We start from the raw sequence: 26,198 nt of genomic DNA on the forward strand, positions 1-26,198 counted from the left end.
CGCATAGTCTGGACACCCAAGGTCAGCGAATGGGTTGCGCGAGCAGTGGATGCCATTTTGCTTCGAATGCCCCTCAGAACCGCTCCTGTGAAAAGCAATGAGGCTTACAACCAGTAGGCAGAATCGGGGCGGGTGGCGTCTTTTACCAAGGTGTCGATCAGCGCTCGCTGTGCCGGTTTCAGGTAGCGCGATCGGGGCCATACCGCGTGAATGGGCATCTCGGCTCCTGCAAAGGATTCAAGAACAGGCACCAGTGCTCCGGTCGCGAGAGCGCCTGTCACCAGCCATGTCGGCAATTGCGAGAGACCTGCGCCAGCCAGCGTGGCTTCCAGCATGGCATCACCGTCACTGAATTCGTGCCGCACCCTGATGAGGTGCGGCGTGGAGGTGCCATCTGGCTGGCGAAGCAACCAGGCTGCGGGGCTGTCTTCACGACGGCTGCCGATGATGCCATCGTGTTCAATGAGGTCCGCAGGCGTTTCAGGCTCACCGAACTGTGTGATATAATCCGGACTAGCGCAAATCACCAGTCGTTGGCGTCCCAGCCGCCGAGCCACAAGGTCCGCATCATCTGCCAGAGATCCGATCCGCACGACGAGATCTACTCCGTCGTTGATAAGGTTCACGCGTCGCTCCGTGAAGTTGACCGAAAGATCGAGCGACCGGTGCTCGCCCGCCAGTCGGGTCAGGACGGGCAGCACATGCCTGCGCCCGAATGCCGCTGGCAGGTGAATATTCAACCGTCCCGAAATGCGCCCGCTCTGTGCGACGACCGAGTCTTCAAGGCTGCGCACATCAGACAGAATCTCCGCCCAGCCATCGAAATAGCGCTGGCCTTCCGGGGTGAGCGACAGGCGACGGGTGGTGCGATGCAGGAGCTTTGTCCCGAGCCTTGCTTCAAGGCGACTGACGCTCTTGCCCACGGCCGAGCCGGTTAGTCCCAGCTGCATACCAGCCCCCGTGAAGGAACCGCTACGTACAGCTTCCACAAATTCACGCACGCCAGCAAAGGGATCAGTTGTGTTTATCATTCTGGAATCTCAGGACGGAATGAAGGGAATTTGAAGTATATTATAATTTTGAGAATGATCAATAGATTGAGTGGCAATGGCATGCCGATCTACGCAAACGACATGCAACCAAATTCTCTTTATCGGATCTATTGAAAGGACAGCTCTCATGTCCCTGCTCTTCTCACCTTTTGATCTTACCGGTCTTCAACTGCCCAATCGGGTGGTTATGGCCCCCATGACGCGTTCGCGCGCCGAGACCGGTGTACCGGATGATCAAACCGCTATCTACTACGCGCAACGCGCCAGTGCCGGCTTGATCATCACCGAAGGAGCGCCGGTCAGTCAGCAAGGCAACGGCTATCTCCATACGCCCGGCATTTACACCGATGAGCAGGGGGCCGGGTGGGCGAAGGTCACACAGGCCGTGCACAAGCGAGGCGGACGTATCTTCGTTCAGCTGTGGCATGTTGGTCGGGTTTCCCATACCTCGCTGCAGCCGGATGGTGCTGCCCCGGTGTCGGCGAGTGCATTGCGGGCGGAGGGAGCCCTTTCCTATGCCATCGGTCCGGATGGTCAACCCGGTCAGCAGCCGGCCAGCATTCCGCGCGCGCTGGCAACAGACGAAATAGCTGGCATTACGGCCGATTTCGTTGCCGCCGCCAAGCGCGCCATGCTTGCGGGTTTTGACGGGGTCGAGATCCACGGGGCCAACAGCTATCTCTTTGAGCAGTTTCTCAATGCCAATTCCAACCAGCGTGCGGATCGCTATGGCGGCAGCGTTGAGAACCGGCTGCGTTTCCTCATGGAAACCATCGATGCAGTGGCTGCGGAGATTGGAATGAACCGGACCGGTGTTCGCATCTCTCCCTTCGGGCGGCTTTCTGGCATGACCGGATATGACGGAGAAGCCGATACATGGCTTGCCGTGGCCGAAGCTTTGGAGGCGCGCCAGCCAGCCTATGTCCATCTCAGTGACCAACTGACCATTGGCGGCGAAGCGATGCCTGCGGGTTTCCCTTCCCAGTTTTGCAAGACGTTTACAGGCACGTTGATTGCAGCAGGCGGCTTTACGAAGGAAACAGGAGAACAGGCGCTCGAGGACGGCGCACTCGACCTCATAGCTTTTGGCAAGCCTTTCATTGGAAATCCGGATCTTGTGGAGCGGATGCGGAATGACTGGCCGATCAACGAGGCACCGCGTGAGGCCTTCTATGGCGGCACAGGTTCTGCCGGTTACACGGATTTTCCCACCTGGCGCGAACAAGTGGACACTCAACAGACAAATGCCGCGCAGAAGGACAAGTAACATGACAACACAGACCGATCGCATCAACGCCTTGCTGGATCGCGAAGAGATCCGGGCATTGCGCCTTCATTATAGCGCGCTCCTTGATGGCGGAAAGGCCGACCGGATGGGTGAGGTGTTCACCACGGACGCCGAAGTCAAAGTGACTGTTGGCTCGATGAGTGGTCTTGAGGAAATCAAGGCTAGCCTCAAGGAGGCCTATCACAGCTTTGATACCCTCAACCGCGGCCACTATCCGTTTGTCCATGCGGTTGCGAACCACGAAATCACTCTGACCGGCCCGGATGCGGCAACCGGCAGCTGCTACCTGTTGGACTTTGTCACGGATCGCCAGAGCACCCTGCATCCCTTCCTGCTGCTTGGTCGGTATGAGGACAGCTACGTTCGTGTGAACGGCGAATGGCGCATTGCGCGCTCTGTACTTGATGTTGTCTGGCCCAATGATGAAGAGTGAGACGGTCGCCATGAATGATATTACAACGCCCCCGCGGAGCTTTTCCCGGGTCTTCTCTGAAAACCGCCTGACGGTTGGGCTGATCACCCCGATTGAATCCTATCCCGATAGCCCGTTTCCAACCCTTGATGATCATCAACAGGTTGCTGAACTGGCCGAAGAGGCGGGTTTTGCCAGCATCTGGGTGCGGGACGTTCCCTTTTATGACCCCAATTTTGGCGACGCAGCACAGATGCTCGATCCATTCGTCTATCTGGGTTTCCTGTCTGCGGTGACGAAAGACATCACGCTTGGTACCACCGGCATTGTTCTGCCTCTGCGCGAGCCGATCTCGGTCACCAAACAGGCGCTTTCGATGGACCGGTTGTCAGATGGGCGCTTCATTCTGGGCTTGTCGACGGGCGACCGGCCCGTGGAATATCCCGCCTTCAATGTCGATTTCGAGGATCGCGGTGCTCGCTATCGCGAGCAGGTGGAGTTGATCTGCGCCCTGTCTGAAAACCGTTTCCCACGAATCAAGACACAGCGCTTTGGCACCTTTGCAGGCAATCTCGATATGCACCCCAAGCCATTGAATGGGCGGCTTCCGTTGATGGCCGTTGGGCGCTCTCGACAATCCATCGAGTGGCTTGCGCAGACCATCGATGCATGGATCTGGGCGGTGGATGATGACGAGGCAATCCGCGAGATTATCTCGTCTCTAAAGGCTGCGGCAGGGGACAGAACGCCACCTGGCTACGGATACTCCACGTTCTTTGATCTGGATCCGAACCCGGATGCACCTTACCAGCGGTTTTACAATGTGGTGCGGATAGGGCGGAATGCATTGATAGACCGGCTTTTGCGCCACCGTGATCTTGGTGTCCAGCATATTGCACTCAACCTCAAGCCCTCGCACCGCCCGGCGCAGTCGGTCATCGAGGAAATGGGGACATATGTCCTGCCAGCCCTTACAGATGCATGATGGAAAACGAATGCCAGATGCTTGGCCCTTGTGCTGATCATCTGGCGTTTGAAAACCATCGGAAGACGGCTTGAAGAGAAAGCGGGGTCCGGAATGACGCCCAGCTTACAAGATGCTCGATGAGGCCTTGGTGATCGCAATTATGGAAGGAGTATCTCTTTCCTCTTTTGATGAGGTTGTTTGATGCGCGTGGCAAGGGAGATTCTTTAAAGTTGAGTACCAGTATTGTATATCAACACAGCAAACCAACCGCTTGAAATCAAACGTTATGTATAGATATCAAATAGATGGGAAGAAATGGTGGAGCTAAGCGGGATCGAACCGCTGACCTCGTGAATGCCATTCACGCGCTCTCCCAACTGAGCTATAGCCCCACATCAAAGCGTCATATTCGCTTTGTGGTGAAGCGGAACATATTGAAGCGTTTAGGTGAAATCAATCCCCATTCTCATGAAAATGTGGATTCTTTCCCCAGATAGATGATGTCTTTCTCAAAGGCTGGTCCCAAAGGCCAATTGGCGGTGCCTGAAAGGCAATGAGAGGGGCATTATATGGGCTGACAAACATTTGGCTTCGGCGGTTGGCGAGGGGACAGGAGCAAAATTCCAACAAGGATCTATAAGGGCCGATGGCCTCCGCCCAAGACGGGATAAAGAAAAAGCGCAGCGGTTTCCGGCTGCGCTTTGTATTTGATATAAGAAGATTGCCGCCGCGAAGGATCGGACAATACGCATGCTCTTCACAAAGGGCCATAAGCCACCTGAAAAGAGCGCGTATTGATTACTCGTCGTCTTCGTTTGGCACTGCCACGTCGAGGCCGATCGCATCGAGGGCTTCTTCGTCTTCTTCGTCGTCAAGGAAGACATCAGCGTCATCGCTGTTATCGTCGTCGTCGAGATCCGGCACATCGATATCAGAAGCCTGTTCAGCGTCAGCATCTTCAAGGGAGATGACTTCCGCATCACCATCGTCGTCCGAAGCCGCGGTGGTTGCTACAACTTCTTCTTCTTTTTCATCGACCTCAGCCACTTCAGCAGCCAATGGTTTGGCCAATTCGTAAATCGTCCCGCATTTGGGACAAACGATCGGGTCGCGGTTAAGGTCGTAATATTTAGCGCCGCAATCTGCACAGACGCGTTTGGTTCCAAGTTCTGGTCGTGCCACAGCTTTGCCTCTTCACCTAGCAAGGTTTTCGATTCTAAGATTTGACCAACTCCATTAGCTAACCTTATGCGGCCTGTCAAAAGCTAAAAGTCGAAAACAGAGTCAATTTACTCTTTTCTTCCGAAGTTGGCGTGACGTAGTGGGCAATATGGTGTAAGTCGGGTTCCGTTTCAACGAAGAAATGGCCTTGCAGGATTGCTTTATTATGCGCAATTCTGCCAAAAGGCCCAGTATGGAAATCAAGCAAGGGGTGAGAATGGCTCACGACAGCACCAACTTGTCTCCGCTTGCCGCGCGCAAGTGTTCAGGCCTTCGCGGTCATTTGCGTGTACCGGGTGACAAATCCATATCGCACAGGGCTCTGATCTTTGGCGCTCTGGCCCGCGGAGAAACGCAAATTCACGGCTTGCTTGAATCCGAGGATGTGCTCAATACGGCCAAGGCCATGGCAGCCTTCGGCGCCACTGTGCGCAAAGATGATGAAGATGTCTGGTATGTCGAGGGGCTCGGCACGGGCTCTTTGGTAGAGCCGACCGGTGTGCTTGATTTCGGCAATTCCGGTACAGGTGCGCGCCTCGTTATGGGGATTGCCGGCGCCCATGCCTTTGCGACGACTTTTATGGGGGATGCATCCCTCTCCAGCCGCCCGATGGGGCGTGTGCTCAATCCTTTGCGCGAGATGGGTGTCGAGGTTCTGAGCCGCTCTGGTGATCGCCTGCCACTGACACTGAAAGGGGCCGATCCGGCCCAGCCCATTACCTATCGCGTGCCCATGGCATCAGCGCAGGTGAAAAGCTGCGTCTTGCTGGCCGGTCTCAATATGGCTGGCACCACAAGGGTGATCGAACCGGTCAAGACCCGTGATCATACCGAGAAGATGCTGCGCGGCTTTGGCGCAACGCTCGGCGAAGAGATGAATGACGCGGGCGAGACTGTTCTGACGATTGAAGGTCTGCAAGAGCTGACCGCACAGGACGTCACCGTACCGGGTGATCCGTCTTCGGCTGCCTTTCCGATTGTGGCTGCTCTGATAACGCCGGGCTCGGAGCTGGTCATTGAAGACATTCTGCTCAACGAGACCCGCACTGGCCTCATTACCACATTGCTGGAAATGGGCGCGGATATCACCATCGAGAATGAACGCAACAGTGGTGGCGAGCGCATTGGCGATATTCGCGTGCGCAGCTCTGCGCTGAAAGGTGTAACGGTGCCTGCAGCACGCGCGCCTTCCATGATTGATGAATATCCCGTGCTGAGTGTGGCGGCTGCCTATGCCGAAGGGGAAACCCGCATGGAAGGCCTGGAAGAATTGCGCGTCAAGGAAAGCGACCGACTGGCCGCCGTTGCCGCAGGGCTCGAAGCCAATGGCGTGCCTTTCGAAGAAGGCAAGGATTATCTTGTCGTGAGGGGTGGGGGCACCATTGCGGGTGGAGGCCGGGTGATCACTCACTTGGATCACCGCATCGCCATGAGCTTCCTTGTCCTCGGGCTGGGGGCAGAAAAACCGGTGACCGTTGATGACGCTGCCATCATCAATACATCTTTCCCCGGCTTTGCCGATCTCATGGAAGCGCTTGGCGCAGAGTTTGAATAGAGCCGATGCTTGCGACACCAAAGCGCGTGATCTCTCTTGTCCCCAGCTGGACGGAAACCCTGCTGGCAGCCGGTATCATACTGGTCGGACGCACGCGCTTCTGTATACACCCTCAGAAGACGGTCGCCGACATTCCCGTCGTCGGGGGCACCAAGGACTGGAACTGGGATAAGCTTTTGGCCACAAAGCCGGATCTGATCCTGCTGGACAGGGAAGAGAATGCCCGCTTCATGGGCGAGCAGACGGACATTCCCTGTCATGTCACCCATGTCACGTCGCTGGAAGACATGGCGGCGACCTTCGCCGATCTGGCAAGCCTGCTGGCCAATGATAAATTGCAGCAGATGGCCGAACGGTGCCACACACTATTGAGCCTTCAGAAGAAGCCATGGCAACCGGAAACCCCTTTGCCTGCATTGATGGAATGGGGGCGGCAGCCCGTGCGACCACCGGAAAAAATTCTCTATCTCATTTGGCGCAAACCATGGATGGCTGTCAGCCGGGAGTGTTTCATCGGTGATAGCCTTTCACGCCTTGGCGTCGAGATTACGCATTTTGATGAAAGATATCCCGTGATCGATCTCGATGCTTTCGATCCGGAAACGACTCTCCTATTGTGCGCCTCAGAACCCTATCCGTTTCATGCCAAGAAGCAGCTCTTGGCTGAGCTGCCCTTTGCCCACGCCTTCGTCGATGGCGAGTGGCTCAGTTGGTATGGCATCCGGAGCCTTGAGTTTCTGGAACGCGAATTGGGTCGCTAAGGAAGAATTCGGCGCGACATCCCGCACCGCCGGATCAAAGAGAAAAGACGTGAGACAAGACTGTTAAGGAGTGGACTGTCCAATGATCATCGCAATTGATGGCCCAGCAGCCTCTGGCAAAGGCACCATGGCGCGCAGATTGGCGGAGCATTTCAAGTTGCCGCATCTGGATACGGGGCTGACATTCCGGGCTGTGGCGCATGCGCTTGTTGTTGCGGATAAACCGCTTGATGACGAAGATGTGGCTGAAGCGGCCGCGCGCGGGCTGGATCTTGGGGCGTTGGATCGCTCGGTGCTCTCGGCCCATGCCATTGGCGAGGCAGCCTCCAAGGTAGCTGTGATGCCGCGCGTGCGTCAGGCGCTTCTGGAAGCCCAGCGCAGCTTTGCGAGCCGACCGGGAGGGGCCATTCTGGACGGGCGCGATATCGGCACTGTCGTTTGCCCTGATGCGGACGTGAAGCTGTTTGTCACCGCCAGCGCAGAAGAACGCGCCCAGCGCCGCACCGATGAGATTCTGGCCAAGGGCGAGCAGGCGGACTATGCGCAGATCCTTGCTGATGTGAAAAAACGGGATGAACGCGACCAGAACAGAGCTGTGGCTCCCCTTGTGCCTGCGGCAGATGCCCACTTGCTTGATACAACAAAATTGGATATAGAAGGCGCATTCCAGCAAGCTGTTAGGATTGTTGAGGAAAGCCAGATAAAATAAAAGAGTGGCAATCAATCTTTGATTGTTGCCCTTTTTGCTATGCGCTCACTTGCATAATTCCGGTTATTTCTTATGTCTTTCAGTCTGTTACGTTGGGGGATGTTACAGGCGGATTGTGCTTTTTCAGTTTTCTCTGTTTTCAGACCTTGACGGGCATCCTTGCGGAATGCCTTCAAAATTGCGCTCCCTACCGACCGCATACGCGCCGGACCACTCCTTTATCACAAAGGGTGGACTTGTCCTTAAGTTGGACATGGTCGGGAAAAGAGCATGGTGAAACACGAACCAATTGGCGCGAAGAGCCCCGAAAAATGGGGTTATTTAGGAGTTTTTATGAGCGATCTTAATCCGTCCATGGAAGATTTTGCCGCCCTTCTCGATGAGTCCTTCAGCGAAACCTCACCTCATGAAGGTGCGGTTATCAAAGGGACCGTCGTCGGCATCGAAAAAGACATGGCTATCATCGATGTTGGCTTGAAAGTTGAAGGCCGCGTAGCACTGAAGGAGTTTGGTGCTCAGGCAAAAGACGGTGGTCTTGAGATTGGCTCCGAGGTTGAAGTCTACCTCGAGCGTATCGAAAATGCGATGGGCGAAGCTGTTCTGTCTCGCGACAAAGCCCGCCGCGAAGAAAGCTGGGGCAAGCTGGAAAAAGCGTTCGAAGCAGAAGAAAAAGTTACTGGTACCATCTTCAACCAGGTCAAAGGCGGCTTCACCGTCGATCTGGATGGCGCCGTTGCCTTCCTGCCTCGCTCTCAGGTGGATATCCGTCCGGTTCGCGACGTGACCCCTCTGATGCACACGCCACAGCCTTTCCAGATCCTGAAAATGGACAAACGTCGCGGCAACATCGTTGTTTCCCGTCGTGTTATTCTGGAAGAAACCCGCGCAGAACTGCGCACCGAACTGGTTCAGAACCTCAAAGAGGGTCAGACCGTCGAGGGTGTTGTCAAAAACATCACCGATTATGGTGCATTCGTGGATCTGGGCGGCATCGACGGCCTGCTGCATGTCACCGACATTGCATGGCGTCGTATCAACCATCCGAGCGAAGTTCTGTCTATTGGCCAGACGGTCAAGGTTCAGATCGTTCGCGTCAACCAGGAAACACATCGTATTTCTCTGGGCATGAAGCAGCTTGAAGTTGACCCATGGTCTGAAATCGAGCAGCGTTACCCAGTGGGCGAGAAATTCACCGGCCGTGTGACCAACATCACCGACTATGGTGCATTCCTCGAACTGGAACCAGGCATCGAAGGCCTGATCCACGTTTCCGAAATGTCCTGGACCAAGAAAAACGTTCATCCGGGCAAAATCGTTTCTACCTCTCAGGAAGTAGAAGTGATGATCCTGGAAGTCGATCCTGTAAAACGCCGCGTGTCTCTGGGCCTGAAACAGACCCTCGACAACCCATGGGCTGTTTTTGCAGAAAACAATCCAGCTGGCACCGTCGTCGAAGGCGAAGTGAAGAACAAGACCGAATTCGGTCTCTTCATCGGTCTGGAAGGCGAAGTCGACGGCATGGTTCACCTGTCCGATCTGGACTGGAACCGTCCTGGCGAACAGGTTCTGGAAGAATTCAACAAGGGCGACGTTGTCAAAGCCGTCATCCTCGATGTGGATGTCGACAAAGAACGTATCTCCCTGGGTATCAAGCAGCTTGAATCCGATCCGTTCGAAGACGCTTCTGGTGAAATGAAACGCGGTGCAATTGTCTCCTGCGAAATCACCGAAGTGAAAGAAAACGGTCTGGAAGTCAAGGTTGTCGGTTCCGACATGACTGCCTTCATCCGTCGTGCCGATCTGGCCCGTGACCGCGCTGACCAGCGCACCGACCGCTTCCAGGTTGGTGAAACGGTTGACGCTCGCATCACCCAGTTCGACAAGAAAAACCGTAAACTCGGTGTTTCCATCAAGGCGCTTGAAGTTGCTGAAGAGAAAGAAGCCATTGCACAGTTCGGGTCTTCCGACGCTGGCGCTTCCCTCGGTGATATTCTGGGTGCAGCCCTTAAAGCACGCGGCGACGACGAATAAGTCGCTCTGCCTTAAAGGCCCTTGTCAATAAAACGGATGCCGCAGGTAATCTCGCCTGCGGCATTTTTTATTTGTTATTTCTTTTCAAACTCTTTTTCGATACGCAGGCTATATTGGCGTTGCAAAATATGTTTGCGCGGGTGATAAACCAAACAGGAACTGCTTGAGGAAATTACAACCATGGCTTTCGATATGGATCATTTGGTCGAGCGACGCAAGCTACGGCGCAAATTGTCGGTCTGGCGCATAGTGGCCGTGCTGGCGCTGATCATTCTGGTTGCTGCCGCATCGCTGAACTTTGTCGTTGATGAAGATAGCCTCTCCCACAAGAAAAGCCATATCGCCAAGATCGTTTTTTCTGGCACCATTATCGGTCAGGAACGCAAGCTCAAGCTAATCCGGCAGCTTGAAAAAAACGACAGCGTCAAGGGCGTCATCGTTTCCATCAATAGCCCCGGCGGGGCAACCTCGGGCGGTGAAGCGATCTACAACGCCCTCAAGCAGCTGGGCGAGAAAAAGCCAGTTGTTGCCAGTATGGATGCTTTGGCTGCATCCGCCGGTTACATCATCGCGTTGCCCGCTGAGCGCATTTTTGCAAGGCGCACCTCAATCACCGGCTCCATCGGTGTGCTGTTTCAATATACCGATCTTACTGGCCTGATGGATACCGTGGGCGTGAAGATGCGCAGCATCAAAAGCGCCCCGCTGAAGGCAGAGCCAAACCCGTTTTCCGGACAGAATCCCGAAGCCGAAGCGATGATCGCCAAAATGATTGATGATTCTTTCCAATGGTTTGTTGACCTTGTTGCGGAAAATCGTCCTTTTGACAGGCAAAGGGCACTGGAATTGGCCGATGGCCGAATTGTCACAGGTGGGCAAGCCGTTGATCTGCAGTTGGTGGATGAGCTAGGCGGTCCTGAAGAAGCGAAGAACTGGTTGATTCAAAACCATAATCTGGATAGTAATTTGCAATTGATCGAGTGGAAACCGGAACCGATCACCGAGAGTTTTCCATTTGGCTTTGCCAGCAAGATCGCTGCCAGCCTGCTTCCTCAACCAATTATTGACCTATTTGACCAACGAAATACCGCAGTGCAACTTGACGGACTGGTTTCAGTTTGGCAGGCTCAAAAAAACGAACAATAAGAGCATTTTACGCTTTTTATTACGTTGGGATCTGCTCGATAACGAATTCAAATCTGTAAGCGTAGCAATGAAGGGGAGCGGACGATGATCAAGTCCGAATTGGTACAACATATCGCAGAACAAAACCCGCATCTCTATCAGAGAGATGTCGAACATATTGTGAATGCCATTCTCGATGAGATTTCCGACGCTCTGGCGCGCGGTGATCGGGTCGAGCTGCGTGGCTTCGGCGCCTTCTCGGTCAAGAACCGGCCGGCGCGCATCGGCCGCAATCCGAGAACCGGTGAGAAGGTTCCGGTGGCTGAAAAATATGTTCCTTTCTTCAAAACCGGCAAGGAAATGCGCGAGCGTCTCAATGATGGGGACGGGAGCGAATAAGCCTGCCGATCAAGACTGGATATCTTTCGATTATGAAAATAATCAAACGCTTTTTGCAGCTCATTATTCTTGTGCCATTCGCCATTATCGCCATTTCTCTGGCGGTGGCAAACCGCCACACTGTGCAGCTGGCTTTAGACCCGTTTTCTCCTGAACAGCCTGTTCTGGATTTTACGGTGCCGCTCTATGTGGTGATCTTTGGTGCGTTGCTGATTGGAATTTTCATCGGCGGGTTCATGGCATGGCTCAAACAGGGTCGCCACCGTAAAGCTGCGCGCGAGAAACGCTATGAGGCGCAAAAGTGGCGCAACGAAGCAGATCGCCAGCAAAAGCGCCTTGAAAAGATTGCCGCTGATCCAAAGAGCGACGTTCCGGCTTTGCCAGCAGCAGGGTCGACCGCCGTTACCAAAGTCGCGATGTAATCCGGACAGGTGTGCTGGTCGGTTCCTTTCTGGTTTGACCGGATGACCCGAGCCAGACTGATAGACGCAAAGCGATCTGACGAGAATTGATGCCAGCCTCAAGGGCTGGCATTTCTGTTTGGCCTCGACCCAAGAAGGGCTTGATTTCCATAAGCTCCCGAACTGGTGATGACAAAGCCATTGCAACAAGAGGGTTCCCAATGTATGTAAAGATCTGTGGGCTATCGACGCCAGAGGCGATCGCAACAGGCCTGCAATGTGGTGCCAACTGGATTGGATTTGTTTTCTTTCCGAAAAGCCCGAGGCATGTGGATTATGGGAAAGCGAAGGAACTGGTGGGTTCGGTACGCGGCAAAGCGTCCATAGTAGCCCTCACTGTCAATGCGAGTGACGATGAGCTTGAGGCCATCGACCGGTCGATCGATCCTGATATCTGGCAATTGCACGGCTCCGAGACACCCGAGCGTGTCTTGGAGATCAAGGCACGGTTCAAACGCCCTGTCATGAAAGCCCTGCCCATTCGGGACGAAGCAGATCTTGCGCCCATTCCTGCCTATGAGGCTGTGTGCGATATCCTGCTGTTTGACGCCAAGCCACCCAAGGACATGAAGACAGATCTGCCCGGAGGCAACGGCATCACCTTTGACTGGCGCCTGATACAGAATCTCAAGCTCAAGAAACCATTCGTCCTGTCAGGGGGCCTTAATCCGGACAATGTCGCCGAGGCCATTCGCCTGACCCGCCCGCAAGGAGTTGATGTCTCCTCGGGCATTGAAAGCGCGCCGGGCGTTAAAGACCGGCAGAAAATCATGGATTTCGTCCATGCCGCCAAGGCCGCCGCTCAAGAGCTCTAGGGAATGCGGTCAGGCGTGGACAGCTTTTGAACAAGGAAGCACTAATGACTGACCCGACCACTCTGCCCAACAGCGTCAGCCAGGGCCCCGATGATCGCGGCTTTTTTGGCATTTACGGGGGACGTTTCGTCTCAGAAACCCTGATGCCGCTCATTCTGGATCTGGACAAGGCCTATCGCGAGGCCAAGGAAGACCCCGAATTCCACAAGGAACTGGCCAAGCTGCATAAGGATTATGTCGGCCGCCAGAGCCCGCTCTATTTCGCCGAGCGCCTGACTGAGCATCTGGGTGGCGCGAAAATCTATCTCAAGCGTGAAGAGCTGAACCACACCGGCAGCCACAAGATCAACAACTGCCTTGGCCAGATTCTGCTGGCCAAACGCATGGGCAAGACCCGCATCATCGCCGAAACAGGTGCGGGGCAGCATGGCGTGGCAACGGCTACCGTCTGTGCCCGCTTCGGCTTCCCTTGCGAAGTCTATATGGGCGCGACCGACGTGGAGCGTCAGGCACCGAACGTCTTCCGCATGAATCTGCTTGGCGGCGTGGTCCATCCCGTCACTGCAGGCGCGGGCACCCTCAAGGATGCCATGAACGAAGCCCTGCGCGACTGGGTTACCAACGTGGCCGACACCTATTACATCATCGGCACGGCGGCTGGCCCGCATCCATATCCCGCCATGGTGCGCGACTTCCAGTCGATCATCGGGCAGGAAACAAAAGAGCAGATGTTGGCTGCTGAAGGGCGCTTGCCGGATATGCTTTGTGCCTGCCTTGGTGGCGGCTCCAATGCCATCGGCCTCTTCCATCCGTTCCTCGATGACAAAGACGTGCAGATTGTCGGCGTCGAGGCGGCTGGTTACGGTCTTGATACCGATGAACATTGCGCCTCTCTTAATGCGGGCAAGCCCGGCGTTCTGCATGGCAACCGTACTTACCTACTGCAGGATGACGATGGCCAGATTCTGGAAGGGCATTCCATTTCCGCCGGTCTGGACTATCCGGGCATCGGGCCGGAGCATTCTTTCCTCAGGGATAGCGGCCGGGTCGAGTATGTCTCGGCTACCGACACTGAGGCCCTTGAGGCCTTCCAGCTGCTCTGCCAGACCGAGGGGATCATTCCTGCTCTTGAGAGCTCTCACGCCATTGCCGAAGTCATCAAACGGGCTCCGACCATGGACAAAGACCAGATTATCGTGGTGAACCTGTCCGGTCGTGGCGACAAGGATGTCAATACCGTGAGCAAGTTTCTCGGCAAGGGGTCCCTTGCGGAATAGGATGCAGGAGTAAGAGCAATGGAAAAAACACGCATTGATACCCGCTTTGCTGCCTGCAAGGCCGAAAATCGCGCAGCCCTCGTTGGCTTCATCACCGCAGGTGACCCGGATCTGGACACCTCGCTGGAAATCTTCAAGGCTCTGCCCAAGGCAGGCGTTGATGTGATCGAACTGGGCATGCCCTTTTCCGATCCGATGGCCGAAGGGGTTCCCATCCAACTGGCCACACAGCGGGCGCTGGCCGGTGGTCACACCATGGCCAAGACCTTCGACATGGTGCGCGCATTCCGTAAGGAAGACAATGAAACCCCGATCATCCTGATGGGCTATTACAACCCCATTTATGTGCGTGACCCGAAAGCCTTCGTAAAAGATGCCAAGGAAGCGGGCGTGGATGGCATGATCGTGGTCGATGTGCCGCCCGAGCATGACGATGAATTGTGCATTCCGGCTAGAGAGGCCGGGGTAAACTTCATCCGACTGGCAACCCCGACTACCGACGAAAAGCGCCTGCCCAAGGTGCTCGAAAACACCTCTGGCTTCGTTTATTACGTCTCGGTCACCGGCATTACGGGCACGGGCGCACTGGATGCCGACAAGGTGGCCATCGCCGTCAAGAGCATCAAGGATCATACCGATCTGCCGGTCGCTGTTGGCTTTGGCGTGAAAACCCCCGAGCAGGCCGAAGCCATTGGACGCAATGCCGATGGTGTGGTTGTTGGATCCGTACTGGTCAATGCCATCAAGGATAGCCTTGATGCTGACGGCAAGGCGACAGACAAGACTGTTTCTGCCGTGACCGATATCGTCAAGGGATTGGCAGACGGTTGCAAACGCGCCAAGGCTTAAGGTCTGGCACAATCAGAAGTAAGATGAAGCCCCGGCTCTGTCCGGGGCTTTTTCATGCGGCGCCATCAGTCCGTGTCATCGCCACAACCTTGTTAAGGGTGAGACAAAAAAAAGCTGTGCGTGACAAAATAGGGCGTGCCCTGACCACAATTGAGTGTTACTGCTGAGACCCCGATGCTTCCGGCCCGGACAAGATCACGAAAAGCATGGATTTTTGTTTCCGGGCGCAAGGGGCCGCGGCTCGTGTGGCAAGGCCTATACTAATATCGGGCCTTGAAACCATCAGATTGCATCCCCAGCTGCAATACGGTAAGACAGGGGAGCAAATATGGGGTTTGCCCCGTCAAGACTGTTTTAAGGCTCAAGTCAGGAATTGGTTCGTGAACTGGATTAACACTGTCGTTCGACCGAAAATTCGTTCGTTTTTGAATCGCCGGGATGTCCCGGAAAACCTTTGGATCAAAGATCCGGTCACCGGTGAAATGGTGTTCCATCGGGATCTCGAAAACAACCAGTATGTTGTTCCCAATTCCAACTTCCATATGCGGCTCAACGCTTCCCAGCGCTTCCAGTATTTGTTCGACAATGCGGACTATAGCCTTCTGGAAGCCCCTGAAGTTGTCGACGATCCGCTGAAATTCCGCGACATCAAACGCTATTCGGATCGCCTGAAGGAAGCCCGTTCCAAAACCGGCTACAAAGATGCTGTGCAAGTGGCGCAGGGCGATGTGGAAGGCCTGTTGCTGACAGCCGCCGTGCAGGACCCCAATTTCATGATTGGTACTCTGGGCATGGCCGCTGGCGAAGCGCTGATTAAGGGCATGATGAAGGCCGTGGAAGACAAAACGCCTTTCGTCCTCTTTTCCGCTTCCGGCGGTGCGCGCATGCAAGAGAGCATTCTGTCTCTGATGCAGATGCCGCGCGTAACCATTGCCGTTCAGGCGCTGCGCGAAGCTGGTCTGCCCTACATTGTCGTGTTGACCGACCCGACCACGGGCGGGGTAACCGCATCCTATGCCATGTTGGGTGATATCCATATTGCCGAGCCGGGGGCTCTTATCGGCTTTGCCGGTCAGCGTGTCATTGAGCAGACCATCCGCGAAAAGCTGCCAGAAGGGTTCCAGCGCGCCGAATATCTCAAGGATCATGGCATGGTGGACATGGTTGTCCATCGTCACGACCTCAAGAAGGTTATAGCGCGACTCTGCCGTTTCTTCACCAATACCGATGTGCCAGAAGATCTTGGCGAAGAGCTGACATCCGAACAGGTCGCCATCGAAAAGGCCATGGCTGACCTTCCGAATGCCAATCCGGAAGGACGCGCCGAAGCATCCCCTGAAGCCGCATCTGAAAAGGCACCAGAAGACGGTGCCAGCGATGGGGAGAAGAAAGAAAAGTCAAAAGACACCGACAAGAAGGCTGATTGATCCTTCTGATCCTTGCTTGGCGTGGCGGGGTGAGCGGGGCCGGAGGGCGTTCGCAAGAGACCTGCCGACATATTATACCGGAGCATCCTGTTGTTGGAAAACGCGGGATGTTCTTGATTCGGGGCCACCGCTGCGTGGCCTGCTGTTTTTGAGGAATGACAGCATGAATGAGCTGTTGGCGCCAACGCCCGGTTCTCTTGCGGCTTCCCCGATCTGGATAGCGACATAAGACAATGACCGAACAGACAGAAGCCATTCTGGAACGCCTCGTTGGCCTCCATCCCAAAAGCATTGATCTGGAGGTGGGGCGCATCGAGCGGCTGTTGGCCGAGTTGGGTAATCCGCATTTTTCCTTGCCGCCAACCATCCATATCGCCGGAACCAATGGCAAAGGCTCGACCTCGGCTTTCCTGCGCGCGATGGCAGAAGCTGCGGGTAAGAAAGTGCATGTCTATACCTCACCGCATTTGGTGCATTTTCGCGAACGCATCCGGCTGGCGGGCACGCTGGTTTCCGACGAAATTCTGATCGATGCTCTGCGCCGCTGCGAAAAAGCCAACGATGGCGAGCCGATCACCTTTTTCGAGATTACGACCACTGCCGCTTTTCTTCTATTCTCTGAGCAACCTGCCGATCTGTTGATCCTGGAAGTGGGCCTTGGTGGCCGCTTTGATGCGACCAACGTTATCAAGGATGCGCTAGCGACCGTGATTACGCCGATCGCTCATGACCATGAAGGCTTTTTCGGTACCGAGATTTCCCGCATCGCTTGGGAAAAAGCAGGGATCATGAAAAAGGGCGTTCCGTCTATCTGGGCGCAGCAGGAAGAAGAGGTGCGTGCCGTTCTGGAAACCGAGGCAGCCAAGGTTGGGGCTCAGCCGCTCTCCATTGGCGGACAGGACTGGATGAGCTTTGAAGAGCATGGCAGTCTGATTTTTCAGGGGGAGAGTGGTTTGCTGGATCTGCCTATGCCGCGCCTGGGTGGGCGCCACCAGCTCTTCAATGCCGGAACGGCGATTGCTACGGTCCGTCAGGTTCTGCCGGGCATTACCGATGAGCAGATTGCCAAGGGCTTAACCTCGGTTGACTGGCCAGCACGTATGCAGCGGTTGACTTCGGGACATCTGTTCGATCAATTGCCTAAAGGGTCCGAGCTTTGGCTTGATGGTGGCCACAATCCCCACGCCGGTCTGGCTGTGGCTTCGGCCTTTGCAGATCTGGAAGAAAAGGCCCCGCGTTCTTTGCATATGGTCGTCGGTATGCTCAACACCAAAGATCCTGCGGGCTATTTCGCTCCTTTCAAGGGCCTAGCCAAAGATATCATTACCGTGCCCATCGAGGGCAATGATGCGGCGCTAGATCCGGTTGATCTGGCCCAGATCGCTCAGCAGGCGGGGATTCCCGCTTCGGCGGCAGGATCGGTTGAAGAGGCCTTCAAGCGCCTGACTCTGATGAACATGAAGCCAGCTCCGCGAATTCTGGTCTCCGGTTCGCTCTATCTGGCTGGCAATATTCTCAAGACCAACGGCACCCTGCCACAATAACAGTGACAATTTGCTCTGCCGTTTTGCTACGGCAGGGGGCAATTTGGGGCGCCCGGGGTTTTCCGGGCCTACCTGTTGTCTTTTGGTGTGCTTTCGCCATGCCATTGGTGCCAAAATTTCTGAAACTCTCCGCAAAGTGGCTAGCGATCAGCTCGAAGAGCTGTGTATTTAAATCGATATAAATTGATTTTGGAGGGCTGGCTGGGGGCAAATAAGTGCCCTTTTGCCTATCGTAAAGGGATATTTTGCACCGACAACACCGATTTCTCCCTCCAACAAGCCTTGCATTCTATGCAATGGAATCGAGTAGTGGAAACTACATAATCCCTTAGTAGTAAAAAGAAGAGTTTATAACGCATTGAAATATATAGATATTTTTTCTACAAATATTTAGACCGGTCAAAAATGCATAGCTATATTTTTAGATGATCCTGAATTGCATGATTGTCAAGACAGCTATGCAATCTTGTGGGGTGAAAATTTCGAAGCCATGTTCTATATACATAATCAAGAAAGCGATGAGGAACTTTAAAACGAGTTACAAATCAGACGCTTTCGGAAAAAAGCAGTTGAACACCTAATGCCACATAGCAACAAAGGATGACGACAATGATGAATACTGTTGTGAAGAACTACCGTCAGTGGCGCAACTACCGTGACACTGTTGAAGAACTGAACCGTTTGAGCACCCGCGATCTTAACGACCTGGGCATCTCCCGTTCAGACATCAGCGACATTGCACGCGAAGCTGCTACTGCAAAATAAAAAAGTCTTTCGCTGACGATCAAAAGTCCAAGCGAAAGCCACGAGTTTCTTAAGAATTCAGGCTTTACCTCCTCCCAAAGCCTGATCCGATCCAAAACTTCCTCCTCCCGGTTTTGGATCCTCCAACGAAGCCCACCGGACCTCCTCCCCCGGTGGGCTTTCGTTTGTCTGGCTTCCTGTTTTCCGATCTATTTAGTGCCAACCAGCGCCAATGTGCGTGGATCGCCATTTTTGCTCTCGGGCAAAAGTTGGCAAAAGGCAAAAAGAAAACCCGGCCAGAGCTGCTGACCGGGTTTTGCTATGTCTTGATTGTGCCGAAGTGATCAGGCGCCGGTTTCGATCCACTTGACCAGATCGGTTTTCGGTGCTGCGCCCACTTTCATGGCAACGGCTTCACCGCCCTTGAAGAGCAGGAGCGTTGGAATGGAGCGCACGCCATACTGGGCGGCCGTATTCGGGTTTTCGTCAACATTGACCTTGACGATTTTGACGTTGTCGGCTTTTTCCTTGGAGATTTCCTCCAGAATAGGCGCAATCATCTTGCACGGACCACACCATTCTGCCCAGAAATCAACAACAACAGGAACATCACCCTGAACATCCTGAGCGAATGTTGCGTCGGTAGCATTTACGATAGCCATAGCTTGCCTCTTTTCAATGCGCCCCTTCCGAGCTCCACAAGCGAACGGATTCGGGCTAGTTTCTATCAATATTCATTGATAAGTGAATATTGTTCTGTTGCCCTGAAGGTAGGTATTCCCCTTTCCCTCGTCAAGGAGCAATAGGTCGATTGACGCCAATCTCGTCGAGCGCGGATTGCCGCAGAGCCTCTGGAATCGCCATTATGCTAGGCTCCGCGGTCCACAGCAATAGAGTTTCAACAGTCTTGCCCGGATAAAGCGGTGCCAATAGGTGGGCATAAAGGGCCATCTGTGTCCGGTAGGCGAGGGGGGCTTCCTCTGGAGAGTTAGGCACAAGACGATTCGTCTTGTAATCCACGATGGTGACAGTCTGTTCGCCCACCAATAGTCGGTCGATCTGGCCGGACACGGTATGGTCCTCGCCATTAACGCCGACCATGCCTGCAATAGAGACCTCGGCCAGGCCCTGCGGGCTGAACAGATCTACCAGCTCGGGGCGTGACAACAGCTGCAAAACCTCTTCCAGAATTGCCTTGCGGCTCTGCAAGGGCATATCCTTGGCGACATGAGAAAGATAAGCAAGCCCTGCCTTTTGTCTTTCTGATTCAGAGACTTGCGGCAGATGCTCGATCAGCGCATGGATGACGGTGCCCCGCCTGCGCGGCTCCCAGTCATGCACCAGACTGCAGCTTGGACCACTGGCTACAAGCTGCATGGCACCCTGATCGCCTTCGATTTTTTCTGCGGCCTTCGAGGGCTGCAAGAAGGCCATCGGACTGGGCGGTTTGCTCGCTGGCTGCGTGATCCATACGGGCAGATCAGGCGCTTCCTTGCCGCCGGAGAGAGGCTTGGGATTGTCTGCGGGCCGCTCTTGGAAGCGCCCTTCCAGATGCCAACGATGGATGGGATCGCCGGTCACCGGATGGGGCACTTCTTCGAGATGATCAGAGAGAGCCCGTCGCGCCACTTCATACCAGCAATTCTCCGCTGGCCCGCGCACGCCTGCAAAACCGCAAAGATAAAGCCGATCCTCCGCGCGGGTCATGCCCACATAAAGCAGGCGCAAATATTCTTCCTCGGATTCCGCATCGAGCTTGCCAAGGCTAGAGGCAACAGGGGAAGGCTGGTTGGCTGCTGGCGCCTTCCACGCCATCATGGCAGGGCCTCCGTCAGCCGCTTCCAGCTCCACCAGATGCGGATGATGGCTGGCGCTGGCGGGCTTGCCGGTACCATCCACCAAAAAGACGATGGGTGCTTCAAGCCCCTTGGACCCATGCACCGTCATCACGCGGATCTGGCCTTCTGCGGCGCCCATATCGCGTTTGATTTCCGCACCGCCTTGCCGCATGGAGGCAAGGAAAGCTTGAAGGTTCGGAGTCTGCTTTTTCTCAAAATCCAGAGCGCGAGACAACAGCTCGTCAATCACCTCGTCAGCCTCTGGCCCAAGGCGTTCGATAAAGGCGCAGCGCTTGCCCTCCGGTCCCAGAATCTGGGCGAAGAAATCAAACGGAGGCTGGAAATCTACCTGCCCTTGCCAGCGGCTGAGATGGGCGAAAATCTCGACGAAATCCGCGTCTTGCGATGTCGTGCTATCAGCGCGTTTTCGCAAACAATCCCAAAGGCTTGTGTGGCGTCCCTCCGGTTCGTAAGCAAGGTCGAACAAGCGCTCGTCCGATAAGCCGAAAAGAGGGCTGCGCAACACGGCGGCAAGGGAAAGATCATCTTCGGGCAACAGCATCACGTCGCCCAGCGCCAGCAGATCCTGCACCGCGATATGATCGAGCAGAGCAAGGCGGTCTGCCCCTGCCACGGGCAAGCCGGCCTCCTTGAGTGCCCTGTTGACGGCAGTGACAAAAGCCCCGCGCTTGCGCACCAGAATAAGCACGTCTCCGGCCGAAATTTTCCGTCCGTTGCCTTCCAGATGTTGCCCGCTCTCCAGCCAATGGCGAATGGTCTTGGCGATGTCCTGCGCCAGCCTCACCTGTGGGTCGGCTTCGCCCTGCGCGTCTAGCGGCTTGGCCCAGTCCTCGTCCATTTCTTGCTCTATCGGCTCATGCAGTGGCCAGATTTCAACAAGACCGGGATCACGTCCGCGGATCGGCTCATGGTCGGTTCGTTCCTTGTCAGAAGAGAGTGCCTCGTAGGTGGCTGCGCTGGAAAAGACCTGATCGACCGATTTGAGCACATGGGGGGTCGAGCGGAAGGAGAGCCGCAATTTGATATCATGGAAAGGCTTGTCCGCCGCCTTTGCTCTTGTGCGGAAGAAATCGCGCATATAGGCGAACCATTTCGGTTCGGCTCCCTGAAAGGAATAGATGGATTGCTTTTCATCGCCTACCGCAAAGACGGTCCGGTTGACCTCGCGGGCGCTGTCTCCTGAGAAGAATTCTTCCCCCAACCGCTGGATGATTTCCCACTGATAAGGGTTGGTGTCCTGTGCCTCGTCCACCAGAATATGGTCAATGCCCTGATCGAGCTTATAATGCACCCATGCAGCCGCCCGCACCGGACGGAGCATTTGCGCAGCCTTCATGATTAGATCTTCAAAATCCATCAGCCCGCGCGCCGCCTTGGCGCGCTGATAATAGCCGATCACCCCTTCGGCAAGGGTGAAAAGCGCCCGACTAACCTCCAGCGTGATGAGGGCATTGCGTTTGTCAAACAGGGCGTCCAACCGCATCTGTTCGCGCTCGATGGCGTCGACAAGGCCGAGATCGCCTTCCAGCATCTTTTTCGACGCGGTGTAGGAGAGGGACTTGGCCGCGCCATCCTTCTTGCGAAACAGCTCAAGCCAGAGCCGAGTTTGCTCACTGAGCGGTGGGTGGGCAAGAAGTCCCCGCATAAGGGACGCCTGCGCCTTGTCCCGTTTGCCACCGGTCTCGAACAGGGGAGCCAACTCTCCAAGATAAGAGGCAGGGAAAAACGGACCGAACGGGATATCCGCTTCCAGCGCATCGATGCTGTCTGTTCCGGACAGCCCCAACGTCTGGGCGAGATTGGCAACCGCTGCGTCAAGCCCGGTTGAGCCTGCACCCGCTTCGGAGCTTTCGCCCCCTTCCATGAAGCGGCCAAACCCTTCCCGGTCATAGACCAGAGAAATGAGCGCATTCTGGATGTCCATATCGCCCATATGGTCCACCAGCAGCGTCAGGGCTGCGCTCCATTGTGGGCGTGTTTGCAGTCGTGCGGCCCGCATGACATGAGCCAGCGCCGCCGCCTGAAGGTCGGCTGCCAACTGGTCATCAAGAATCTCGAAATGTGCCGGAACATTGGCTTCCAGCGGAAACTGATGCAGCAGCCGTTCGGCAAAGGCATGGATGGTCTGGATTTTCAGCCCGCCCGGCGTTTCCAATGCGCGAGCAAACAGGCGCCGTGCCCGCTGCAACTGGGCATCTGTGGGGCGCTTGCCATCCAGTTCGTCGAGTTCAGCGCGCAGTTCGTCATCGCTCAGCTCGGTCCAGCCGGCCAGCAGCTTGAACACGCGGTTCGACATTTCCGCCGCCGCCGCCTTGGTGAAGGTGAGGCACAGGATCTTGGAAGGTTCGGTGCCCGCCAGCAACAGCCGGATAACGCGGCGGGCGAGCACGAAGGTCTTGCCCGAGCCCGCATTGGCGCTTACCCAGGCGGAATTTTCCGGGTCTGAGGCGCGGGCCTGAGCGTCTTTGGTTTCCTGCGGGATTTGCATTGCCATCTCTATTCCTCCCCGCCTTGCTGCGACCATTCCTTGACGCGTGCCAGATGATCATAGGGGCTTTCGAACCGCTCGAACATGGGCCGCGCCCGTGATGGATAGCTCTTGGCTGGATCGTCATAGGCGGTGATCAGGGCCAACAGGCGCTTGCCGATCAGCTCGACAATGTCCTCGGCGGCATAATCCTTCTCCACCCCCGGCTTGCGTTCGCCTGCCTTGCGACCGCCGGAAAGGCGTATCCAGACCATATCGCCCACTTCTATGCCGCGCGGAATGGCCTCGAAGCCGCCAAGCTTGGCCATATAGCCCTCCAGTGCCAACTGCGGCGCAAAGCCGGGCAACACCTGCTTGGCAGAAGGGGGCTGTCCGGTCTTGAAGTCGATCACCTCAAGCCGGTCATCCTTGGTAATGTCCAGTCGGTCGGCACGGCCTCGCAGCACAAAATCTCCCCCGCGCACCGGCAGGGTGATGCGGCCTGATATCTCGGCATAGCGGCCAGCAACTGTGTTCTCGCGCTCGGCCTCCCATTCCAAAATGAACCAGCGGGCGATGCGCTCAAAGCGGGGCCACCAGAAGGCCAACAGATCAGGGAAATTTTCCCATTGGGCAAAGGCTTCCCGCCCCATATCCAGAAGGCACTCAACTGCCGTTTCATCAAAGGGGCCCGTCCAATCCTGCGTGAAGCGGCCAAGTATGTCGTGAATGATCGAGCCTTTTTCCGCGCCGCCCGGAGCCGAGCCGATGGGGTCGAGATCTCTCAGACCCAGCACATGCTTGGCATAAAGGGCATAAGGGTCGCGCACCCATGTCTCGATTTCTGTGACCGAAAGCGAGCGCGGCCTTGCTTCCAGCGGCGGGCAGGGGGCTGGGCGTTTAAGAGTGATTTGCGCGCGCGCGGCATCGAGTTGTTCGGCCCATCGTTTCAGCTCGGCGCCCTTTTCATGCATGGCATGGCGGGCATCGGAACCGGCAACCGCCTCAAGGCGCTGCAGCCAACGGCTGGGCACGGTGGGTTCACCACCGGTCTTGAGGGCACGGATCAGCACGACTTCGCTGCGTCCCATGGCTTGTGCAAAGTCATGGGCGGCGAGCCCGATCCGGCGTTCAGGCGGCTCGAGCTTCATTTGCGCGCGCATCGGGCGCGATAGCCACGCGTCTGTTTTGGTCTCTGCGGGCCATGACCCTTCATTGAGGCCACCAATAACCACCCGATCCACATCTAGCAGTCGCGCTTCCAACGTGCCGAGCAACTGAATGCGCGGATCGCCCTCGCCATGGGAGAGCACCGTTTCACCAGACATCATGGCCACCAGAAATGGCTCCAGATCCTGAGGTGAAAGATCGGAGGATATACTCGCTGCCAGCGAGGCGCGATCGAAGAAATCCTGAATGGAGCGCCCGGCAGCTTCGTCATAAAGACGGTCAGGCAGTCCGTTCTTGTCCATGGCAACAGCCTCAACGGCGGAGATGACACCGGCCAGCCACTCACCAAAGGAAGGCTCCTCTTCTGCATCCATCAATGAGATCAGCGGTGCGATTGCCTCTGAAAAACGCTTGAGGAGTTGTGCCGCAATCTGCCAGACCTCCGGCAGAGCAATATCGGCTCCGAGTTTTTCCTGCTCTTTGTCGTGCTTGCGGGCAAATTCATCAAGCAGCGGCTTCAACCCGTCGCCAAGACGCGGACCACGCAAAACGCGCAACTCCAGAAAACGGGCCGCACGGCGTACATCTGCCCGTGGCATGCCAAAAGAGGCCAGCGGGTGCTTCATCAACGAGAGCAGCTTGACCGGATCAAAGCCGCTGACCACACAGTCAATCATCAGGCGCATAAGCAAAGCTGGCGGCGTCTCGGCAAGGGGCATCCCGGCGGTGTCTTCCACATTGATGCCCCAGCGCTTGAGCTCAAGCAGTACACGCCGGGCCAGTGCGCGATCAGGTGTTACCAACGCGGTGCGGGCGTCAGGGCGCTCGAGAACTTCGCGCAAAGCCAACGCGGCGATGCGGGCTTCTTCCTGCTCGTTGGTTGCCTCGGCCATCGTCACGCCAGCAAGCGCGGCAGCGCGGTCTGCAAGAGATAGGGTTTCAAGGCTTGAGCGCCAATGCTCCGTGGTTTCGGCGGGGCGGAGGGCTTCGCTGACCAGCTTTTCCCTTAAGGCCAGTGGGGCGGATACGGCGCCCAAGCTGATCACATCCGTGCGCTTGAGGGCCATGCGATCGAGCATTTGCTTGAGGTTGAACTGGGGATGACCGGCGGCAGATTCGGCTTGCCCTAACTCGGGATGTAGATGGCCGATGGCCTGCCAGCTTTCCTCGTCGAGATCCTTGTCGAGACCAGGCAGGATGAGCGCGCCTTTGGGGTGGCGTGCCACTGCTTCCAGCAGGTCGGCAGTGGCGGGAATGGAGCCGGTAGAGCCTGCCGCGATGACAGGCCCGTCATATTGCTCGATGGCCATGATCTCGGCAGCAAGCACAGCGTTGCGCCGCTCCACCGGATCAACAAGCTCAAGTCCCTTGAGATGCTCAGGCCATGTGGCCGTGGCGATCTTGAGAAATTCAAGGCTCATCTGCCAGAAGGCGCCGTAATCCTCAGGCACCAGATTGTCCAGATAAGCCCAGTCGGAGCGTTCGCGATGCACAGCGTCAATGAGCGCCAGAAGGTCAATCGCCAGATAGGCGGCATCTGTGGGGCGCCCGGACACATGCAACGGCTGATCCGGCCCAAGCGCCAGAACCTGACGGGCCACCGTCTCGGCCCAGTGATGCACAAGCCGCGTCATCGTCAGGCGGCGCTCTACGCTGTCCATCGCGGTTGGCAAATGCCGAAAATCCTCGCCGCCACTGGCTGCCACCTTGAAGGGCAGAAGATCCTCTTCTACATCCCCGATCACATGGATCTTGGGAAGAATAGCGCTTTGCCATCCACGCTCTCGCAAATGGGGCAGAAAGGCTTCCTTGAGCGCATCGGCGGTACGCCGTGTGGGCACATAGATAATGGCGCGTCCCAGATCGGAAGGATTCTCGGCGCAGAAGCCCTCAACCAGATGGCCATCAATCAGCGCATCGATCAGAGTGGATAGAAAAGAGCAGGAAGGAGAGATGGTAAAAACTTTTGCTGCACCGAACATCTGACACTCCCCATGCGGTTTCTTCGCTCATTTCAGGCTCATGACCAGCCAGCTCGGCCGAAAGCGAGCCACAAAAACCAATT

Annotated in this window: 21 protein-coding genes and 1 tRNA gene; 16 read left to right on the plus strand and 6 right to left on the minus strand. The window is 55.9% G+C overall.

Annotated elements, in window-relative coordinates; genetic code table 11:
• Positions 1-104: 104 nt before the first annotated feature.
• On the minus strand, positions 105-1,031 hold the full coding sequence (locus tag BM258_RS05210) for a LysR family transcriptional regulator (RefSeq protein WP_090069682.1): 927 nt from the start codon (positions 1,029-1,031) through the stop codon (positions 105-107).
• Positions 1,032-1,179: 148 nt separating this feature from the next.
• Between BM258_RS05210 and BM258_RS05215 the strand changes: the two genes are divergently transcribed.
• Genes BM258_RS05215 through BM258_RS05225 form a run of 3 tightly spaced genes read left to right on the plus strand, consistent with a single transcriptional unit; the run spans position 1,180 to position 3,737 of the window.
• Positions 1,180-2,319 (plus strand): alkene reductase, encoded by a 1,140-nt coding sequence (locus BM258_RS05215; RefSeq protein ID WP_090069685.1) that lies wholly within the window; start codon positions 1,180-1,182, stop codon positions 2,317-2,319.
• A 1-nt stretch (position 2,320) separates the two neighbouring features.
• Positions 2,321-2,773: a nuclear transport factor 2 family protein gene (locus tag BM258_RS05220; RefSeq protein WP_210186663.1), complete on the plus strand. Its 453-nt coding sequence runs from the start codon at positions 2,321-2,323 to the stop codon at positions 2,771-2,773.
• Between the two features lie 10 nt (positions 2,774-2,783).
• Positions 2,784-3,737, plus strand: coding sequence for a TIGR03571 family LLM class oxidoreductase (locus BM258_RS05225; RefSeq protein ID WP_210186664.1), 954 nt, complete (start codon positions 2,784-2,786; stop codon positions 3,735-3,737).
• 298 nt (positions 3,738-4,035) lie between these two features.
• Here BM258_RS05225 and BM258_RS05230 read toward each other — a convergent pair.
• Together BM258_RS05230 and BM258_RS05235 are read right to left on the minus strand one after the other, a co-directional pair.
• Positions 4,036-4,111, minus strand: a tRNA-Ala gene (locus BM258_RS05230).
• A 406-nt stretch (positions 4,112-4,517) separates the two neighbouring features.
• Positions 4,518-4,901, minus strand: a complete 384-nt coding sequence (locus BM258_RS05235) for a TIGR02300 family protein (protein WP_090069690.1) — start codon at positions 4,899-4,901, stop codon at positions 4,518-4,520.
• A gap of 256 nt (positions 4,902-5,157) precedes the next feature.
• Between BM258_RS05235 and aroA the strand changes: the two genes are divergently transcribed.
• The 13 genes from aroA (at position 5,158) to BM258_RS05300 (ending at position 18,658) form a co-directional block, all read left to right on the plus strand.
• Positions 5,158-6,495: a 3-phosphoshikimate 1-carboxyvinyltransferase gene (gene aroA / locus BM258_RS05240; RefSeq protein ID WP_090070389.1), complete on the plus strand. Its 1,338-nt coding sequence runs from the start codon at positions 5,158-5,160 to the stop codon at positions 6,493-6,495.
• Between the two features lie 5 nt (positions 6,496-6,500).
• Positions 6,501-7,256, plus strand: coding sequence for a helical backbone metal receptor (locus tag BM258_RS05245; RefSeq protein WP_090069692.1), 756 nt, complete (start codon positions 6,501-6,503; stop codon positions 7,254-7,256).
• Positions 7,257-7,338: 82 nt separating this feature from the next.
• Complete coding sequence (cmk, locus tag BM258_RS05250; RefSeq protein WP_090069694.1) at positions 7,339-7,965, plus strand: (d)CMP kinase; 627 nt, start codon at positions 7,339-7,341, stop codon at positions 7,963-7,965.
• 333 nt (positions 7,966-8,298) lie between these two features.
• Complete coding sequence (gene rpsA / locus BM258_RS05255; RefSeq protein ID WP_090070391.1) at positions 8,299-9,996, plus strand: 30S ribosomal protein S1; 1,698 nt, start codon at positions 8,299-8,301, stop codon at positions 9,994-9,996.
• 180 nt (positions 9,997-10,176) lie between these two features.
• Complete coding sequence (sppA, locus tag BM258_RS05260) at positions 10,177-11,142, plus strand: signal peptide peptidase SppA (protein ID WP_090069697.1); 966 nt, start codon at positions 10,177-10,179, stop codon at positions 11,140-11,142.
• A gap of 84 nt (positions 11,143-11,226) precedes the next feature.
• Positions 11,227-11,520 carry an integration host factor subunit beta gene (locus BM258_RS05265; protein ID WP_090069699.1) on the plus strand — a complete coding sequence of 98 codons (294 nt, stop codon included), beginning with the start codon at positions 11,227-11,229 and terminating at the stop codon, positions 11,518-11,520.
• Between the two features lie 32 nt (positions 11,521-11,552).
• Positions 11,553-11,942, plus strand: coding sequence for a lipopolysaccharide assembly protein LapA domain-containing protein (locus BM258_RS05270; RefSeq protein WP_090069702.1), 390 nt, complete (start codon positions 11,553-11,555; stop codon positions 11,940-11,942).
• 200 nt (positions 11,943-12,142) lie between these two features.
• Positions 12,143-12,796 (plus strand): phosphoribosylanthranilate isomerase, encoded by a 654-nt coding sequence (locus BM258_RS05275; protein WP_090069704.1) that lies wholly within the window; start codon positions 12,143-12,145, stop codon positions 12,794-12,796.
• 44 nt (positions 12,797-12,840) lie between these two features.
• The gene (trpB, locus tag BM258_RS05280) at positions 12,841-14,073 is read left to right on the plus strand and encodes a tryptophan synthase subunit beta (RefSeq protein WP_090069706.1); all 1,233 of its coding nucleotides are present in this window, start codon (positions 12,841-12,843) and stop codon (positions 14,071-14,073) included.
• An 18-nt stretch (positions 14,074-14,091) separates the two neighbouring features.
• On the plus strand, positions 14,092-14,922 hold the full coding sequence (trpA, locus tag BM258_RS05285) for a tryptophan synthase subunit alpha (RefSeq protein WP_090069708.1): 831 nt from the start codon (positions 14,092-14,094) through the stop codon (positions 14,920-14,922).
• A gap of 380 nt (positions 14,923-15,302) precedes the next feature.
• Positions 15,303-16,349, plus strand: coding sequence for an acetyl-CoA carboxylase, carboxyltransferase subunit beta (gene accD / locus BM258_RS05290; RefSeq protein WP_090069710.1), 1,047 nt, complete (start codon positions 15,303-15,305; stop codon positions 16,347-16,349).
• A gap of 233 nt (positions 16,350-16,582) precedes the next feature.
• Entirely contained in the window at positions 16,583-17,893 is a 1,311-nt protein-coding gene (locus tag BM258_RS05295) for a bifunctional folylpolyglutamate synthase/dihydrofolate synthase (RefSeq protein WP_090069712.1), read from the plus strand.
• A 609-nt stretch (positions 17,894-18,502) separates the two neighbouring features.
• Positions 18,503-18,658, plus strand: coding sequence for a DUF1127 domain-containing protein (locus BM258_RS05300; protein WP_394704683.1), 156 nt, complete (start codon positions 18,503-18,505; stop codon positions 18,656-18,658).
• A gap of 323 nt (positions 18,659-18,981) precedes the next feature.
• On the opposite strand, the gene trxA is transcribed toward BM258_RS05300, so the two are convergent.
• The 3 genes from trxA to addB all read right to left on the minus strand — a co-directional run bounded on the left by trxA (position 18,982) and on the right by addB (position 26,115).
• Complete coding sequence (trxA, locus tag BM258_RS05305) at positions 18,982-19,299, minus strand: thioredoxin (RefSeq protein ID WP_090069714.1); 318 nt, start codon at positions 19,297-19,299, stop codon at positions 18,982-18,984.
• Between the two features lie 130 nt (positions 19,300-19,429).
• Positions 19,430-22,990 carry a double-strand break repair helicase AddA gene (gene addA, locus BM258_RS05310; protein WP_175527928.1) on the minus strand — a complete coding sequence of 1,187 codons (3,561 nt, stop codon included), beginning with the start codon at positions 22,988-22,990 and terminating at the stop codon, positions 19,430-19,432.
• 2 nt (positions 22,991-22,992) lie between these two features.
• Positions 22,993-26,115: a double-strand break repair protein AddB gene (gene addB / locus BM258_RS05315; protein WP_090069718.1), complete on the minus strand. Its 3,123-nt coding sequence runs from the start codon at positions 26,113-26,115 to the stop codon at positions 22,993-22,995.
• Positions 26,116-26,198 lie beyond the last annotated feature (83 nt).

Origin of the sequence: Cohaesibacter marisflavi (assembly GCF_900115225.1) — a bacterium.
Lineage (GTDB): Bacteria > Pseudomonadota > Alphaproteobacteria > Rhizobiales > Cohaesibacteraceae > Cohaesibacter > Cohaesibacter marisflavi.

Bases quoted from the DNA above. Each gene is read 5' to 3' on its own strand.
- BM258_RS05210 (WP_090069682.1), bottom strand. From the start codon at position 1,031: ATGATAAACACAACTGATCCCTTTGCTGGCGTGCGTGAATTTGTGGAA.
- BM258_RS05215 (WP_090069685.1), top strand. From the start codon at position 1,180: ATGTCCCTGCTCTTCTCACCTTTTGATCTTACCGGTCTTCAACTGCCC.
- BM258_RS05220 (WP_210186663.1), top strand. From the start codon at position 2,321: ATGACAACACAGACCGATCGCATCAACGCCTTGCTGGATCGCGAAGAG.
- BM258_RS05225 (WP_210186664.1), top strand. From the start codon at position 2,784: ATGAATGATATTACAACGCCCCCGCGGAGCTTTTCCCGGGTCTTCTCT.
- aroA (WP_090070389.1), top strand. From the start codon at position 5,158: ATGGCTCACGACAGCACCAACTTGTCTCCGCTTGCCGCGCGCAAGTGT.
- BM258_RS05245 (WP_090069692.1), top strand. From the start codon at position 6,501: ATGCTTGCGACACCAAAGCGCGTGATCTCTCTTGTCCCCAGCTGGACG.
- cmk (WP_090069694.1), top strand. From the start codon at position 7,339: ATGATCATCGCAATTGATGGCCCAGCAGCCTCTGGCAAAGGCACCATG.
- rpsA (WP_090070391.1), top strand. From the start codon at position 8,299: ATGAGCGATCTTAATCCGTCCATGGAAGATTTTGCCGCCCTTCTCGAT.
- sppA (WP_090069697.1), top strand. From the start codon at position 10,177: ATGGCTTTCGATATGGATCATTTGGTCGAGCGACGCAAGCTACGGCGC.
- BM258_RS05265 (WP_090069699.1), top strand. From the start codon at position 11,227: ATGATCAAGTCCGAATTGGTACAACATATCGCAGAACAAAACCCGCAT.
- BM258_RS05270 (WP_090069702.1), top strand. From the start codon at position 11,553: ATGAAAATAATCAAACGCTTTTTGCAGCTCATTATTCTTGTGCCATTC.
- BM258_RS05275 (WP_090069704.1), top strand. From the start codon at position 12,143: ATGTATGTAAAGATCTGTGGGCTATCGACGCCAGAGGCGATCGCAACA.
- trpB (WP_090069706.1), top strand. From the start codon at position 12,841: ATGACTGACCCGACCACTCTGCCCAACAGCGTCAGCCAGGGCCCCGAT.
- trpA (WP_090069708.1), top strand. From the start codon at position 14,092: ATGGAAAAAACACGCATTGATACCCGCTTTGCTGCCTGCAAGGCCGAA.
- BM258_RS05295 (WP_090069712.1), top strand. From the start codon at position 16,583: ATGACCGAACAGACAGAAGCCATTCTGGAACGCCTCGTTGGCCTCCAT.
- BM258_RS05300 (WP_394704683.1), top strand. From the start codon at position 18,503: ATGATGAATACTGTTGTGAAGAACTACCGTCAGTGGCGCAACTACCGT.
- trxA (WP_090069714.1), bottom strand. From the start codon at position 19,299: ATGGCTATCGTAAATGCTACCGACGCAACATTCGCTCAGGATGTTCAG.
- addA (WP_175527928.1), bottom strand. From the start codon at position 22,990: ATGGCAATGCAAATCCCGCAGGAAACCAAAGACGCTCAGGCCCGCGCC.
- addB (WP_090069718.1), bottom strand. From the start codon at position 26,115: ATGTTCGGTGCAGCAAAAGTTTTTACCATCTCTCCTTCCTGCTCTTTT.